Source organism: Marinomonas sp. PE14-40 (assembly GCF_051623805.1).
GTDB lineage: Bacteria > Pseudomonadota > Gammaproteobacteria > Pseudomonadales > Marinomonadaceae > Marinomonas.
In genome coordinates, this window is record NZ_CP130700.1 from 520,985 (window position 1) to 536,453 (window position 15,469).

A 15,469-nucleotide genomic window follows, 5' to 3' on the forward strand; every position below is an offset into this window, starting at 1 on the left:
TAGAATCAGATACAGCCTGGACACCTTGTCCAAGCTGTATTTATCCGATGATTTATTAACCTCTATTGAATTTCAAAAGTACGGCTTTTGCCTGAATAGCTGTTAATTGAGCCTGTCCAACCGCTTTTCCAGTGGCCTTCATGGCGAATACGGTATTTACCTTTTTCCATATTACTCGCTATATTCCAGTCTAATTGAGCATAAGAGCAAGCAAGACAATCAGCATCTGTATCTCTTATCCAAACGAATAGGGTATCTTTGTCATTCTCGGTAAGTACTGTTTCCCAGCTACCATTGACTTCTTTTTGAACTTTGAAAAAAGCATCCATCGTTTTGAAGTTATTTTGTGGGTGTCCCGATCTAAATTTTACAGTGACGGTATCACCTTGTTTATAACTTGAGTTAGCGTCTTTTTCCGTTTCCCCAAAGGACTCCCACAGTCGTTTATCGTCATATACGACTCCAAGCGCATAAATGACTTGTTCGTTTTCTCGATTCACGGGTGTTGGGCCAGCAGTCACTGGGCTATCGTTAACCATAGCTGTGGCTAAACCAGAATAAATCTGTCGGTAGGCAGCTAAGGTGTCGGGGCCATAAATGGTGTGACCACCTTCATAGTATTGTTTATCAAATTCTTCATTTGTGGTGATATAGCCAGTATAAGCATTTGCCAAACCTGCCATAACAACATGTTCAACACCTTTCGCGGCAAGTATTTCTTCAAGGTCTGCTCTTAGTCTGCGGGCAGACATGGTTGTCATTTCACCTGGAATGCCAACTAAAGCCAGCTTACCCAATTGAAATATCTGGAAAGGGAGTGTGTCGGAATATAAATGGAAGGACTCATTTAAGTCTGCATTCACAAAAGTTGGTTTAGGGTACTGGCATTCATGATTTACATCACGCCCAGCACTTATATTTGAAAAAGCATCCAATAAGCCTAATAAAGGATAACCAGCCATGATATTACCAAACAAGGTGTCATTTTCGTTCCAATAGCTACCTTCGTTATCTTGTGTCATACCTTCTAACACACCATCCATATTGGTTGGGCCATCCCAAGCTGCACCTGCGACAAATGACCAGCCAACAGTTCCTTCACATACTGTTTTATCGCCTTCACCTGTATATTGTGATGACACTTGATAACCCGGCATTTTTACATATTGAAAGCGGTAATCTAGGGTGCCAGAAAGAGAGTCAGTCGTATTTTCATAAAGACTTAAAGCCTTATCGAATTGCTTAGTCGCGGATAATAAGACGTTTTCTTTAGTGGTTTGCATACAACCATCTTGTGCCCCACAGACATTAGGAGACACATCGCCTTCTTCACTATTCGCAAATGCCGCAACAAGGCCAGTATGAAAAGGAGGTTGGGAGCCCTTCAGGCTCTCAAATAACTGGCTTGCCATACCTTTGTTATCGCCACTGATATAACGGTATGTTTGAGGAGCTGATACATTATGGACAGCAAACCAATCTATCATGCCTATTTCTGTGCCGTCATCCTGTACTAGCTTGAGGACAGTCATGGTGTCATTTACATTAGAGTCATAATTTTTTGCATCTGGGTTAGCATCATAAATGCTAGGGTTACGGTTAATGCTAGCATCTGTCAGCTTGCCTTGCGCAAACTCGATATTACCTTGTGTTCTAGTATTAAAGGCTTTGACTATGGACTGATAAATTCCCTCAACAGTCGCTGCGTAATTGTCTTCGTCGTATCCTAAGGCGCTCAGGTTAAGCATGATGTTATGATCATAGCCCCCAGGCCCTACATGGGTATGAGTGGCTGTCAGCATGATATTTTGCTCGTTTAGATAGGGCGAGAGACTATCGTCAGCCGCAATTTTTGCCATGACCCCTTGATGAATACTTTGAGTAATGCTTTGTAGATCGGCACTTACAAAGATAACAAAATCATCACCTGAAGCATTACCAATCGTAAATGCACGTGACCAAAGTCGAGTAAAAATTCCTTGAGTGGTTTGCCCCGTATCACCATAACCTACCATGCCACGATCAGCTGCTGGCCCCGTAATGTCATATATACCACTTCCTACCACCCAGTCACCTGCGTAGGCGAGGTTCGGTATAAGTCCGGTAGTTAGCAGTAAACTGCTCATTGCGATAGGTTTAATGAGGGAAGGTATTCGATTCATAAAATTTCCAAAGGCATTCGCCATTTATTGTTATTAGAATTTGGAGAGAGCGTGATAGCAATTCCAGTGTTGACGCCATTTTCTCGATATTATTTTTAGCTAAAAATTAACCGATCAAATAAATGCTGGCTTTTGGAAAATACGGGACATGAATAGGCTTAGGTATTACCTGTTATTACGATTTTGTAATGTTATCTTTTTTAAGTTATGCGTTTTACTGATGTTGTGAGGGCTCTTAATTGAGGCTTTAGTGATAAAGGAAAATGACAAAAAATTAGTAAATTGACATGTTACTGGCAACTAAATGGCTTTTTAATACTCTTAACTGACAGAATAGCTAATATTTATTAGCTAAAATTATTAGTTTATATAAGATCAATAGTCTATGGATAACTAAGGTCGATTATGTTTAATTCAATTTCTATTTCACGCTCATTGCAAATTACCTTTTTGGTTTTATTTTTGTCTATTGTTGCCTTAGGTGCTTATACCTCAGGAGCAATTAATCAGGTGAAAAATCAATTTACCAATGTCGTTGAAAGAAACATTACCTTGCTTTCAACGGTTTCTGATTTGCGTTATTACACAGTAACTTACAGACGCTTTGCACTGGATTATGGCTTGACTGAAGAGAAGGCCGAGCATATGAAAATCCTGCAAACTATCGCTGAAAATGAAACTGCAGTTGATAATGCTCTAAAGGATATGATGGGGTTAGCTAAGGACCCTTATGTGCATGAATATGTAGAAGAATATAGAGAGTTATTAACCAATTATAAAAAGCAGCAAGAAAACTATATCCGTCTAATGGATGACGGAATGGTTATGGAAGCGAGAGAGTCCATGTTAGGGCCTATGCTTGCACCATTTAATGAAATAGTAGATTTATTAAGTGATATGCAGCTTTATATTGCTGACGATGCCTTTGAGATTCAGCAACAAGAAACGCAGAACTTAGATGATGCCACTAATGTGATTTTAATTATTTCTGGCGTGGTGCTTATTTTGGTCTTGGTGCTAGCGAGAAGCATCATCCGTAAAGTGACTCAACCATTGAATGTGTTAAACAAGCAAATGGAACAAGTCGAAAAAGGGGATTTAAGCCAGCAACTTGATCTTTCTATCTTTAAAGCGGATGAATTAGGGCACGCGGCTCAAGCCTTTGTTGCCATGCAAAATGGCTTGATCAATTTGGTTGAAAGTCTTTGTATTAGTGTTGATCAATCTAAGCAAACGTCTATCGAACTAACAGGCCAAGTACAGACAACATTATCTGGTGTAAAACAGCAGGATAATGAAATCTCTACTGTAGTCGTTTCCGTAGAACAGATTCGTAATAGTGTGGTTGAAGTGGAGGATAACATCTCTCATGCTGCTAATAGGGCAAAAGAGTCCTATGAAGTTGCTACTCATAGCCAGAGCATAGTGTTAGAAAGTGTTGAAGAGTCCAATAGTATGGCCACTTCGATTGCTAAAGCTGCCGATGTTATTGAGGCCTTGAGGCTTGATACAGAAAACATCACGAAAATTTCAGAAGTGATTATGTCTATTGCAGACCAAACAAACCTATTAGCTTTAAATGCTGCAATCGAAGCCGCTAGAGCGGGTGAAGCAGGGCGTGGTTTTGCGGTAGTCGCTGATGAAGTAAGACAATTAGCGCAAAAGACCCAGTCTTCAATTGATGAAATCAACACAACGATTTCTTCCTTACAGGGCCGTTCTTTGGAGGCGGTAAATACCATGACCCTCAGCCGTGATCAAGTGAGTCGCGGAGTTGATAAGATTAATACGGTTGCAACCTCCATTAATGACATTATGCAAGCATGTGCCGAAATTTCTGATATGAACGGTACAATATTAGGGGCAACTCAGCAGCAAAACTTAGCCATAGAAAACTTGTTTAACTCGTTCACAGGGATAAAAGGCGCGTCTAAAGAAATTTCTGATAACGCGCATGCGATGGATCATAGCTCCCACAACTTGGATAAAAACAATAACCAACTTGGCGATGTGATGGCTTTCTTTAAACGACCTGTTAAGGTGAATGAAGAAGAGTCAGATTAGGTTTATTGAGTAGAACTTTCTTAAGCTCGGTAACCCTTGGTTATCTAGCTTTTTTGTTAGTAATAAGCGATAGCAGGAGGCAAGATGAAATACTTAATTTTAACGGATATTTTTGGATTAACGCCTTGGACAGATTCACTAAAAACCAAACTTGAAGAGCTAGGGCATCAAGTTCAAGTGTTAGACCCATACCAAGGTGAGTACCTCAATCTTGCAGATGAAACCGCTGCTTATGCTGCATTTTGTGAAACCTCAAGCCATGATGGCTATTATCAAAGCGCTTTAACCCTAGCCAAAACACATTTACCTGATACTTTAATTGGCTTTAGTGCCGGTGCAAGTGCCGCTTGGCGTATTGCCAGCAACAAGGGATTAAACCTTAAGAGCATCCATTGCTTTTACCCGTCACAAATTCGTTATTACCATGATCTAAGCCCTAAATACCCTTGTCAGCTTATCCTGCCTAACTATGAAGGAAGCTTTGATGTGGCCGCAATGGGAGAGTATTTACAGGGTAGAACCAATCTTGAGATAGAGATGAGTCAGTACGGACATGGCTTTATGAATCCATTATCAGCTCATTATAATGAAAAGGCGGAGGAGATAGCTTTGAGACAGTTATTTTCCATAGTTTAACTGCAATAAGAACTTACTCTTCATTCTTAGACGCCTAATTATCAGTTGCGGTCTTATATTCCATTTTTAAGCCGAGTTTGATAGCAAACTCGACTTATTCACTTCCAAATATTGAATTTAAATTCCATACCATTTGCACCTTCCAGCATCAAAAATGACAGATCTTGTGAATTTTTAAGAGATTATGGCGAAAATCAAAAAATTACATTAAACTTGTTTTTTGTTACATATAGTTACTTAAGTTGATGAAAGTTCAAAATGTGAGGGTGTATGAATATTCGAATGACACTTATCAGGAAGATAATTTATATAACAACGACTTGTGTAAAATTCCTGCTGTTGATTTTGAGTATGTCATTTGGGTCTGTTTATGCTAATCAGCTCACATTTGATCCGAGTGAAAAGGTTCATGGTTTATGGCAAGTATCAGGTACAAAATATTGTGTTTATGATTGTGGCATCTCTCAATCTGACTATGACCCCGGTATTGGTCGCATTTTAAGCTTTAACTCAAGTTATGCAGACAACGGCGAAGATAACTGTACAGATGTAAGCTATTTGGTTCGCTATATAGACAGAGACGCTTGGAAAATTGAAGACATAACCAGTGGCGAAATCATCAAACTCGCTGAAAAACATATTCCAACTGTGACCCTGCATTGCGGAGTGCGAAATGAAAGATGGGATAAGTTTGGGACTTGGATTACTTTTTTAGATAATAATACTATCCTTTTAAGTTATAAGGGATATGCGATACAGGCAAAGCGTATTTAGTGCTGACAGAATGTTTTATACGGAATCAAGTAAAAATGGGTTATAGCCATCTGCAAAAAATAGGGTTTGGCATGGTGCTCGCGCTGCTGACTTTCAATACCTTGGTTGCTCAAGATATTGGCGAATTAAAAGTTGAAGTGCTAGCTAAAACAACAAAAAGCTGGAACCAAGATACTCTTCCAGCCTACGGAGAAGGACAACCAGAAGTGACAATTTTACGTATTATTATTCCAGCAGGCATGCAATTACCTTTGCACAAACATCCCGTTATTAATGCGGGTGTTTTACTTAAAGGAGAGCTTACTGTCATCACTGAGGGCAAGGATAAGTTCTATATGAAAGCAGGGGACTCAATCGTTGAGTTAGTGAATAAGTGGCATTATGGCAAGAACGAAGGTAAAGAAGCTGCTGAGATTATTGTCTTTTATGCTGGCAATAAAGATCAACCTATTAGCTTGACGCATTAATTTTTATCCATACCTACTCCTTATGAAAATATCATGACAACTGAAAAACACAGCGTTGTTATTTGTGGCTAGGACGTCTAGTCATAGCACTTTCCTTCAAATCGTAGATTTTATATAAGTTGAATCTTTCCTAAGACATTGATACTTCTATTATCGTCCCCATTACATTAGTCAAACTAGTTTGTGTGGCTTTTCATTTGATAGACAAGATACACGCTAGTCATTTTTAATCGATTTGAAGAAAATAGTCTTATGAGTAAATTAGATTTTTCCTTAGTGAGCAAAGAAACCAGTGACTCTTTTCATAAACAAAAAAATCTTATTAAAAAAGTATTAGCCGGCAAGAGTGTTGCTTGTGAAGTGTGTAAACAACCTCTTTTTTTAGTTCCTAAAAATAAAGAAGGACAGGCCTATATTCAGTGTAAGAAGGCTTGTACGCATATTGAACTTGAAGTCGAAAATTAGCTTTTATTAAAAAATGGAATTGGAGAAGTTAGATGTCACACGAAATATTAGTTGCTCTAAATGTTACTAATGACAAAGTATATCAGTCCTACCGAGATGCAATGGCGCCAATATTAAGCCAGTATGGCGGTCGCTTTTGTTATGATTTTAAAGTGTCAGATGTTTTGAGGGCAGAACAAAATGAGGAGATTAACCGAGTTTTCACGTTAAACTTCCCCTCAGCTGAAAATAAAGATGGCTTTTTTAGCGACCCAGCGTATTTACTCGTTAAAAATGACTACTTTGAAAAATCTGTTGCAGGTGTTCATATTTTAGCGGCTTATGATCAAGCTTAATGCATAAAGGTCAGAACTCAATGTATATAGGTGAAGCATCAAAGCTAACCGGATTAAGTGTCAAAGCGATTCGTTTATACGAAGAAAAAGGTTTGATTAGAACACCTCTTCGTTCAGGTCGATATCGTACTTACAATAAAACCGACATTGAAATTTTAAAGCTGATTGCGGAGTCTAAGCGTTTAGGCGTGACTTTAGCGAGTTTGAAAGATGTGATCGTTTATAGTGAAAAGGGTGTCGACTGGCAGCGTATTAAACACTTTTTGGTTGAGGTTAAAGCGGCACTTATTGCAGAACGAAAGCAAATTGATGAGCGTATACAGCTGGTTGAAATCTGTATTAATGAAATTTAGCTCAAATATCGTGTTGAATGGTTTTTAGATAACGAATAAATCAACTTGCTCTATTATCCCTATTCCCCATTTTTCTAATCCAATATTGATAAATAAAACGCTTTTAAACAACACCAGTTTACTAAAGGTTTAACTAGCAACATAAGGAAGGCCTACGCTCTTCCTTATGTTGAGAATGTAATCACCAGTAAGGAATTCTTCGATAGCTATTTCTAATTTAGCACTATAGTTTACTTGCATCATCTGATGGACGAGCTTAATCAAGGAGACAAAAATGCCAAGTAAAGTATGGCCAAAAACAGCCATGGTAGGTTATATCGATTGTGCTGCAATAGGGGCAGTAAGTGATATTACGACAGAGCAGATGAAAGCCTACAATGTCGTTATTTTTTGCTTTGCTAATGCAGACGGAACCATACCCGCAACACCACCTTATCAAGACTTTATGAATGAAGTGGTAAGGCTTAAGCAAATGCAAAATACAGGAACAATTAACCTCTTATCGATTGGCGGAGAAATTGGCCAGCTAGATATTGCACCTCATATCGTCAAAAAGACAGTCAGTAATTTAATGGCAAGTATTTCTGAGCTTGGATTAGACGGTATCGATCTTGATATTGAACAAGCAAGTTTACCCATCAATGATATTCTAACCTTATCAAGGTTATTGCGTGAATCACTGGATAACGTGTCTGGCTATTTAACTTGTGCGCCTATTTTAGCTGGAACAAATGAGCAGCCGAGTTTGAATACTGCTAACGGTGGTCCTTCATGGGAGCCAGTGTTGGGGCATCAAGGGGTTATTTTTGATGCGATAAATGTGCAAGCTTATAACTCAGGTATGGATTATGTTTATACCGACCCAGCGACAGGGGACTTAGTTTCAGAAGCATCTGCTAATATTGTTAGGGCTGCCTATGATGCTCTTGATAAGCGAGGGAATATTCACCCACAAAGTCGGATAGTGATTGGAGTACCATGTGATGAAGCCTCAGCCAATGTGGACTCGAACTGTTGGAATCCAGGCTATCCTGCGAATGAAACCGCTAAGACTCTAGTTCAAAATGTACAAGAAATTAAGCAAAACGCTTATGGTATTGATAACAGTGCATTTGGTGGTCTTATGACTTGGAGTATCAGTAATGATGCATATTTTAGCCGTCCAGTCGGTTTTTTCTCTGATAAGGTGGCATCTAAGCTTGTTGTTATGAATGATGAAAGTCTAGAAAAGATATTTTCATAAATAAGCATTAAGCTCGCAACGTATAAAAAATACCGCTAAACACAGATGTTTTAGCGGTATTTTATTATGAAAGCTTTAAATGCTGAGCTTTATGCCACTTTTTTATTGCTTTGTTCTAACTCTTTATTAGCCATGTACTCATCAAAGGTACCATGGAAATTAATGAGTTTCTGATCTTGTACATCGATAATACGTGTCGCAAGAGAAGAGACAAACTCTCTATCATGGCTAACGAAAATAAGTGTACCTTGGTACTCTTTAAGAGCATTGTTCAAAGCATCAATTGCTTCAATATCCATGTGGTTTGTTGGTTCATCCATGATCATGACATTGATATCCATCATCATTAACTTACCAAACAAAAGGCGGTTCTTTTCACCACCTGAGCAGTTACGTGCTTTCTTGTTTATATCGTCATCAGTAAACAATAGGCGGCCTAACAAACCACGAACCATAAGGTCGTTGTGCTTGATGGTGCGCCATTGTGACATCCAGTCGAACAAATTTAAGTCGTTATCAAAATCCACCGTGCTATCTTGCGGGCAATATCCAATTGACGCGTTTTCAGACCACTTGATAACACCTTCATTGTGCTCAAGCTCATTGACTAAGCAGCGAAGTAGGGTTGATTTACCAACACCATTTTCACCTATGACAGCAAGCTTTGCGCCTGCTTCAAGAATAAGTTCTCCACCTTTAAACAAGGCTTCTCCATCAAAACCATGGCCTAACTCTTCAAGAATTAAGGCTTGTCGATGCATTTTCTTACCTTCTTCAAAACTCAGTGAAGGTGTCATACGGCTAGAAGACTTAACATCATCAAGCTTTATTTTATCTAATTTTTTAGCTCGGGAGCTTGCTTGCTTTGCTTTAGATGCATTGGCACCAAAACGATTCACAAAGCCTTGTAATTCTTCTATTTCAGCACTTTTCTTCGCATTACCTGCTAACAGTTGTTCTTGTATTAATGCGGAGGCTTCAAGGTAGTATTCGTAATTACCAGGATAGATGCGCAGCTCACCATAATCTATATCTGCCATATGGGTACAGACAGTATTCAAGAAGTGTCTATCATGAGAAATGATAATCATGGTGCACTTACGTTTATTAAGTTCTTTGCCTAACCAGTTAATAGTGTGGATGTCTAAGTTGTTGGTCGGCTCATCTAATAATAAAATATCTGGATTAGAGAAGAGGGCTTGCGCAAGCAAAACCCTTAGTTTTCTACCTGGGGCAACTTGTTGCATTAAACCGAAGTGAAACTCTTCTTCGATACCTGCTTCAATTAAGATTTCACCCGCGCGGCTTTCTGCCGTGTAACCATCTAGTTCAGCAAATTCGCTTTCTAATTCACCGACCTTCATGCCGTCTTCTTCACTCATTTCAGGTAGTGAATAAATTCGATCTCTTTCTTGCTTAATTTGCCAAAGTTTGGCATCACCCATAATAACGGTATCAATTACGCTGTATTGCTCAAATGCAAACTGATCTTGGCTTAAGGTACCAAGCTTTTGGCCAGGTGTAATAGACACGTTGCCAGACGTTGGTGTTAATTCACCGCTTAATATCTTCATAAAGGTAGATTTACCGCAGCCATTGGCGCCAATTAATCCATAGCGATTGCCATTGCCAAATTTGGCAGAAATGTTTTCAAAGAGAGGCTCAGGGCCAAATTGCATAGTGATGTTAGCGGTAGATATCAAGGGAATGTTCCAGCTGCATAAGCGGTTAAAGCCATGGATTTGTTGAAATACAGAAACAGGCTTACTAATAAGAAAATCAGCCGCGAATTATACAGGCTTTAAAGTAAATATCTTGCTCTTTATATTGAAAGTTTCATCTGTTTTTTTGCGTTCAATTCACCGTCAATTCACTTGGTGCCAGTTATAAATAAGGAAATTGCATTGAGGTGTGTATGTTAAAACGTTTGATAAGCGCAAAAGAGACGGTGATATTTTGCCTGTTTATGCTGGTTTCAGTCGGTTTTATGGCATTTTCAGAATTTTTTTGGTTTGCGTGTAGCTCCCAGTTTTATTACCTAGATAGCCCAGTATTATGGTTTTTGCTCTGCTTTTAATATTATAAGATGCTAATGTTTGGAGCAGTCCTGAGTGAGATCTAGGATGGATGGCATGGTATCCAAGGCTAGGTTAAATAGAAAACATTGCATTCTTTGCCTTAAATTAAAGGAAGAGTGCACCATCAAAGGCCAGTCTAGGAGGCTAGTTTAAACTTTATGATAGATGTTCTTTTGGTAGAAGATGACAAAGACCTTGCTTTATCCGTCGCCGATTATCTTAGTTTTGAAAAAATCCATTGTGACCATGCCTATAATGGCGAAACGGGTTTAAACCTTGCCAAACAAAAAAATTATGATGTGATCCTTTTAGATATTAATTTGCCTCGAATTAATGGCTTAACCGTTTGTCATAATTTACGTAGTGAAGGTAAAGATACACCTATTCTCATGTTAACTGCCAAAGATACCCTAGATGATAAAGAAGCGGGGTTTGAAGCGGGTACAGATGATTATTTGGTTAAGCCTTTTGCAATGAAAGAACTTGCCATGCGGATTAAAGCCTTAGCGAAACGTAAAAGTAGCCAGTCACGAAAACTCTTTGTTGAAGATTTAGAATATGACTTAGAAGCAAGTCAGGTTACGCGTGCAGGTGAGGTGATTAACCTTACGCGAATCAATTTAAAGCTGCTTGAGCTTTTATTAAGGAAGAGGCCAGAGATAGTCAGCCGTAAAGAAATTGAAGAGACCCTATGGCCAGATGAAACACCAGAGAGTAACAACCTTAAAGTGCAGTTTTATCAACTAAGACAAAAAATTGATAAGGGCCATGCGGTAAAAATTATAGAAACTGTGGCTGGCCATGGCTTTCGTATTAAAGGTGGTAAATGAAATTCAGCAAAAGCTCTCCTTTAAAAAATAGAATTAGCTATTTTTTCCTCAGTATTATTTTTATCAGTGTTATCGCTTTCGCTTGGTTTATGGATGAATCGTTCGGTTCCGGCCTTGAGAAATCAGCCAAGTTGAGGCTTATCTCAGAATATAACGGATACGCCAGAGAGTATGAGAAAGACACAAGTACACCTTTCAAAAATAGTTATGTTATTAGTTTTTACTTTGATGAGTTACCTGATATATGGGTGGAAGGTATTGAGGTTTTTGACGGTTTTAAGCTTGACGACGGCGAATTTGAGGCGGTATTCGTTAACGAGCTTTTATTAGAAAGTGAAGACTACGAACCAATTTATGTGGTTTACACGAACAAGCTGCATGATGGGCGGCAGCTTTATGTGGTGGCTATTTATGATTTCGCATTAGTTGGGGATGATTTTGATGCACTGCAAGTGAGTCAGATAAGCTTTGTATTAAGCGTTGTTTTCTCCTATTTAATTCTGACGATTTTAGCCCTTTGGTACTACAGCAATATTATTGGTAAAAAAACCTCTCATCTTGTGTCATGGGCGGAAGAGACATCCAATAACTTTGTCGAAAAAGACATACCTAATTTTAAGTTTAATGAATTCAATCGTGTGGCAGATTGCTTGGTGAGCTCACTTAAAAATAACGCTAGATTGATAGATCAAGAGAAACGTTTTTTGGCTCACGCTAGCCATGAGTTAAGAACGCCAATTGCTATCATTAAAGCCAACTTAGAAATTTTTGAAAAAATTGAAGTCAGTGACCCTGCTAAAAGACCCTTAATGCGTTTAGAAAGGGCGAGTGCGAACATGCAGCTAATTACAGAAACCTTGCTTTGGTTAGCAAGGCAAAGTGAGTGTAAGCCAACAGAATCATGGGTCGATTTCCCTCACTTGCTTACTCAGCTTATTGATGAGCAGAAATATTTGATTCAAGGCGAAGATGTACAGGTAATTACCGAGTTTGACGAAGTAGATAGCCAGCTTGTGCCTTTATCTCCCTTGATGATAGTGCTCAATAACTTGATTAGAAATGCCTTCCAATATACTCACAATGGCTGGATAAAAATTAGCTTTAAAGATAATCGTATCCTCATTGAAAACTATGATACGGATAAAGTTGATGAGCCATCGGTAGATGGTTTTGGCTTGGGTTTAGAGCTTACCCAGCGAATTTGTAAAAAACTTGATTGGAAACTTGGTATTCACTTTCAAGAGAAGGGCGTTTTAGCAACACTTTATCTTCCTTAGACTCTTTATCAATATAAAAATAGTAAGAGGGTGTGGGGAAGGTCACCCTCTACTAATTTCAATCTCAGTAACCTGTTTGATAAGTAACCGGATTAAAATGCGTAGCTTGTGCCAACGCCAATCATATAACCACTTTCATTATAGAAATCGATATTCGAATCGACTTCATCATAGCTAACCATCACTTTTAGTTCTAAATTCTGGTTACCCATTAGGTTTTCTTTGCTATAGCCAAGGCTAATGCTAGAACTGGTATCTTCTTGGGTTTGATTAAAAATAGGGTTAGTTTTGTCATACTCAGCACTAGAGTAGTCATACCCTAAAGACACAGCATGTTCGCCAAACTTGTTTAATAACATTAAGCCAAATCCATATGCTGTGTAAGACATGGCATCACCATCTGCCGAAAACTGATCAAGATGGATAGATGGCATAAGAAAAGTGGTTTGGCTAATAGGTAGGCCAGTTGAAAGGCTGGCATAAATACCATCACCATCACGCTTTAATAGTGATTGAGCGCTTGTTGAGTAAGTAGAGCCAGAGAGTTCGTTATCAACATCTGTCTCGTAGTAGACAAGGTCTGCATCTATGCCAATGTTAAGCATGTTTAGGTATTGCAGACGATAACCATTGGTTGTGACATCCGTTTCAGTTCTTGCTGTATTTACTAGGTAAGGGTCTGCCCAAGCTTCACCATCAAGAACGGGTAATAAATAAGAAAACATCAATGCAGACTGGTCAGCCAGTTGAAAGCCGTAACCAAGCTCTAATGCTGCATCAACCGCATCAGACTCGCCCATACCTAAGAATACTTTTTGTGTTCCAAAGGTGTAGCTCACTTCGCCTAATGGCAAAATTAACGCATCAGACTCAGAGCTGCCTTCGGTATTTAAGCTGCCTGTCTTGGTTTTAGTTTCGGTATCAAGATTGCTTTTGCCACTGCTAAATCCGGCAAAAAGGCTAACAGAGCCACTGAAGCCTTGCTGTTCAAACGGGTCATCACCTGGGCCTGCATAAGCGAAGCTAGTAAGGGGAAGACAGACTAGGGGGATAAGATAGTTTTTCATTTTTCACCTTTAGGTTAGTTTTAAACCAGAGTTTGATGGCTCAAGGGTGAATTAGGGGTGAATTAGAAAGTTGATAATTGACAAAAAGTTGGGTGAATACTGACAAAATTAAGATGGTGACTGATAAGCATAAAAGCCTTATAAAATAGCTGTTTTTCAGATATTTATAAATAATTGAGTTAATGTCAGATTAAGGAAAAGATACTTGTTACAATAGCCAAATACATAAGATGAATGCCTCTATTTAAGTCAGGTTTTACTTAAGAAAGGCTCAATTGTCTTAATAACTTTTTTGGTAACTGGAACACACATGATTGAAGAACAACAAAACAACCCATTACATGGCCTCAAATTGAAAACCATGATAACCGAGCTGGTGGACTTTTATGGCTGGGATGTTTTAGATGCGGCTTTGCGTTTAGATTGTTTTTACCACAACCCGAGCATTGAATCCTGTCATAAATTCTTAAAAAAGACAGAATGGGCCAGCGAAAAAGTAGAAAACTTTTACCTCTATAAATTTAAGCGAATGCCAAAAGCAAGTGCTTATCAATATGAGCTAAAGCCCAGAGAACGTGGCTTTGCTGATGGTGTACTGCCAAAAGAGCCTATACCTCTTACAGTCGAATTAGTCGAAGAAATGCGAGAGACCGCAGCGGCTAATTATGAGGCTAAGAAAAAACGTGGTCGTATACAAAATTATAAACGTAATGAGAGATAGATAACTTAAGCTTTTAATTGAAACTCCTTACCAAACTTAATTGGTAAGGAGTCGAATGCTGGCTTTCATTGTTGGATGATAGAAGCAATAGTAGGCTAGGTCTGCTTCAGTATGAAAAGAAACTGATTTACTTTCTCCTGTTAAAATTTCTCCTGTATCCCAGCTCTTATCTAACGCTGTTGCAGTGTGAGGAACGATATCTTTATTTGTCCAAACAATTGAATCACCAACTTCTATATCAACTACATCAGGTACAAACTTGAACTGATAAATTTCAACCTGATGGACTGTTCCTGCATGTGAGATAGAAGTGGTAAGTGAAGCGAACATAATCCATACATATATTGATAGCATGGTGACTTGTCTTGCTAAACGACTTAACATCAAAGTGCTCCAACCATATGTTCTGCATGCCCCTCATGTGCTTTAAAAATTTGTAAACCTGCTTCAAATAATGCTTTCACCTCTGCATTTTCAATATTAGGTATAAAAGCATTCTCGACTAAGTCATTAACTGCTTTATGGTAGGCCAGCTCATTTGCTGCATAGCGTTTATCAAATTCAATGCCACGAAGTTGGCTCATCTCATTAATGAGTTTTTCGGCATTTTTGTTTAATGCTCTACTTAAAAAATTGTCTTGAGGCTGTGCTTTTAGTTTTTTGAGCAAGGCTAATGCTTGTTCATTGACTGCGGTATGGTCTCGAATCATGGTTTTTGCAAAAGCATGAATCTCTGGGTTCGTTGATATCGCCAGTGCAAGATGTGCATAACGAATATCAATATTGTCAGCGATGTATGCAACGTGAGCAATTTCTAAATCATTTAAATCTGCAGGGTCGTTAGCCATTGCTTGACTCGTATTTAAAGCAAAAATCATCGCAAAAAAGAAAGGTATATATTTAATTTTCATCTTCAATTCCTCAAATATTATTTAATTTATGGTTTATAGAGAAAAACCAATAACTTAATTTAAGTGGAATTATGAAAATTATTAAT

At 38.5% G+C, this 15,469-nt stretch carries 16 protein-coding genes; 11 read left to right on the plus strand and 5 right to left on the minus strand.

Annotation, left to right across the window (positions count from 1 at the left end; all coding sequences use genetic code 11):
* Positions 1 to 62: 62 nt before the first annotated feature.
* On the minus strand, positions 63 to 2,162 hold the full coding sequence (locus Q0A08_RS02450) for a neutral/alkaline non-lysosomal ceramidase N-terminal domain-containing protein (protein WP_438464582.1): 2,100 nt from the start codon (positions 2,160 to 2,162) through the stop codon (positions 63 to 65).
* Positions 2,163 to 2,567: 405 nt separating this feature from the next.
* Between Q0A08_RS02450 and Q0A08_RS02455 the strand changes: the two genes are divergently transcribed.
* The 8 genes from Q0A08_RS02455 (at position 2,568) to Q0A08_RS02490 (ending at position 8,499) form a co-directional block, all read left to right on the plus strand.
* Complete coding sequence (locus tag Q0A08_RS02455) at positions 2,568 to 4,226, plus strand: methyl-accepting chemotaxis protein (protein WP_438464584.1); 1,659 nt, start codon at positions 2,568 to 2,570, stop codon at positions 4,224 to 4,226.
* Between the two features lie 84 nt (positions 4,227 to 4,310).
* Positions 4,311 to 4,862, plus strand: coding sequence for a hypothetical protein (locus Q0A08_RS02460; RefSeq protein ID WP_438464586.1), 552 nt, complete (start codon positions 4,311 to 4,313; stop codon positions 4,860 to 4,862).
* A gap of 351 nt (positions 4,863 to 5,213) precedes the next feature.
* Entirely contained in the window at positions 5,214 to 5,636 is a 423-nt protein-coding gene (locus tag Q0A08_RS02465; RefSeq protein ID WP_438464588.1) for a hypothetical protein, read from the plus strand.
* 35 nt (positions 5,637 to 5,671) lie between these two features.
* A complete protein-coding gene (locus Q0A08_RS02470) occupies positions 5,672 to 6,103 on the plus strand; it encodes a cupin domain-containing protein (protein WP_438464590.1) in 432 nt (143 codons plus the stop codon).
* 252 nt (positions 6,104 to 6,355) lie between these two features.
* Positions 6,356 to 6,568, plus strand: coding sequence for a hypothetical protein (locus Q0A08_RS02475; protein ID WP_438464591.1), 213 nt, complete (start codon positions 6,356 to 6,358; stop codon positions 6,566 to 6,568).
* A gap of 32 nt (positions 6,569 to 6,600) precedes the next feature.
* Positions 6,601 to 6,903: a DUF1330 domain-containing protein gene (locus Q0A08_RS02480; RefSeq protein ID WP_438464593.1), complete on the plus strand. Its 303-nt coding sequence runs from the start codon at positions 6,601 to 6,603 to the stop codon at positions 6,901 to 6,903.
* 20 nt (positions 6,904 to 6,923) lie between these two features.
* The gene (locus Q0A08_RS02485) at positions 6,924 to 7,256 is read left to right on the plus strand and encodes a MerR family transcriptional regulator (protein ID WP_438464594.1); all 333 of its coding nucleotides are present in this window, start codon (positions 6,924 to 6,926) and stop codon (positions 7,254 to 7,256) included.
* Positions 7,257 to 7,530: 274 nt separating this feature from the next.
* Positions 7,531 to 8,499, plus strand: a complete 969-nt coding sequence (locus Q0A08_RS02490) for a glycosyl hydrolase family 18 protein (protein ID WP_438464596.1) — start codon at positions 7,531 to 7,533, stop codon at positions 8,497 to 8,499.
* A gap of 89 nt (positions 8,500 to 8,588) precedes the next feature.
* Here the strand turns inward: Q0A08_RS02490 and Q0A08_RS02495 are convergent, their stop codons facing one another.
* Positions 8,589 to 10,202 (minus strand): ABC-F family ATPase, encoded by a 1,614-nt coding sequence (locus Q0A08_RS02495; protein ID WP_438464597.1) that lies wholly within the window; start codon positions 10,200 to 10,202, stop codon positions 8,589 to 8,591.
* 533 nt (positions 10,203 to 10,735) lie between these two features.
* Here Q0A08_RS02495 and Q0A08_RS02500 point away from each other — a divergent pair.
* Entirely contained in the window at positions 10,736 to 11,407 is a 672-nt protein-coding gene (locus tag Q0A08_RS02500) for a response regulator transcription factor (protein WP_438464599.1), read from the plus strand.
* Positions 11,404 to 12,684 (plus strand): sensor histidine kinase, encoded by a 1,281-nt coding sequence (locus Q0A08_RS02505; protein ID WP_438464601.1) that lies wholly within the window; start codon positions 11,404 to 11,406, stop codon positions 12,682 to 12,684. The genes Q0A08_RS02500 and Q0A08_RS02505 overlap by 4 nt, the downstream gene beginning before the upstream one ends.
* A gap of 92 nt (positions 12,685 to 12,776) precedes the next feature.
* Here Q0A08_RS02505 and Q0A08_RS02510 read toward each other — a convergent pair whose 3' ends face one another.
* Positions 12,777 to 13,751 carry a DUF2860 family protein gene (locus tag Q0A08_RS02510; RefSeq protein WP_438464602.1) on the minus strand — a complete coding sequence of 325 codons (975 nt, stop codon included), beginning with the start codon at positions 13,749 to 13,751 and terminating at the stop codon, positions 12,777 to 12,779.
* 310 nt (positions 13,752 to 14,061) lie between these two features.
* Here Q0A08_RS02510 and Q0A08_RS02515 point away from each other — a divergent pair, with 310 nt between their 5' ends.
* Complete coding sequence (locus Q0A08_RS02515) at positions 14,062 to 14,472, plus strand: VF530 family DNA-binding protein (protein WP_438464604.1); 411 nt, start codon at positions 14,062 to 14,064, stop codon at positions 14,470 to 14,472.
* 36 nt (positions 14,473 to 14,508) lie between these two features.
* Here the strand turns inward: Q0A08_RS02515 and Q0A08_RS02520 are convergent, their stop codons facing one another.
* Positions 14,509 to 14,856 carry a plastocyanin/azurin family copper-binding protein gene (locus Q0A08_RS02520; protein ID WP_438464605.1) on the minus strand — a complete coding sequence of 116 codons (348 nt, stop codon included), beginning with the start codon at positions 14,854 to 14,856 and terminating at the stop codon, positions 14,509 to 14,511.
* Positions 14,856 to 15,383, minus strand: a complete 528-nt coding sequence (locus Q0A08_RS02525) for a DUF4142 domain-containing protein (RefSeq protein ID WP_438464606.1) — start codon at positions 15,381 to 15,383, stop codon at positions 14,856 to 14,858. The genes Q0A08_RS02520 and Q0A08_RS02525 overlap by 1 nt, the downstream gene beginning before the upstream one ends.
* Positions 15,384 to 15,469: the final 86 nt, after the last annotated feature.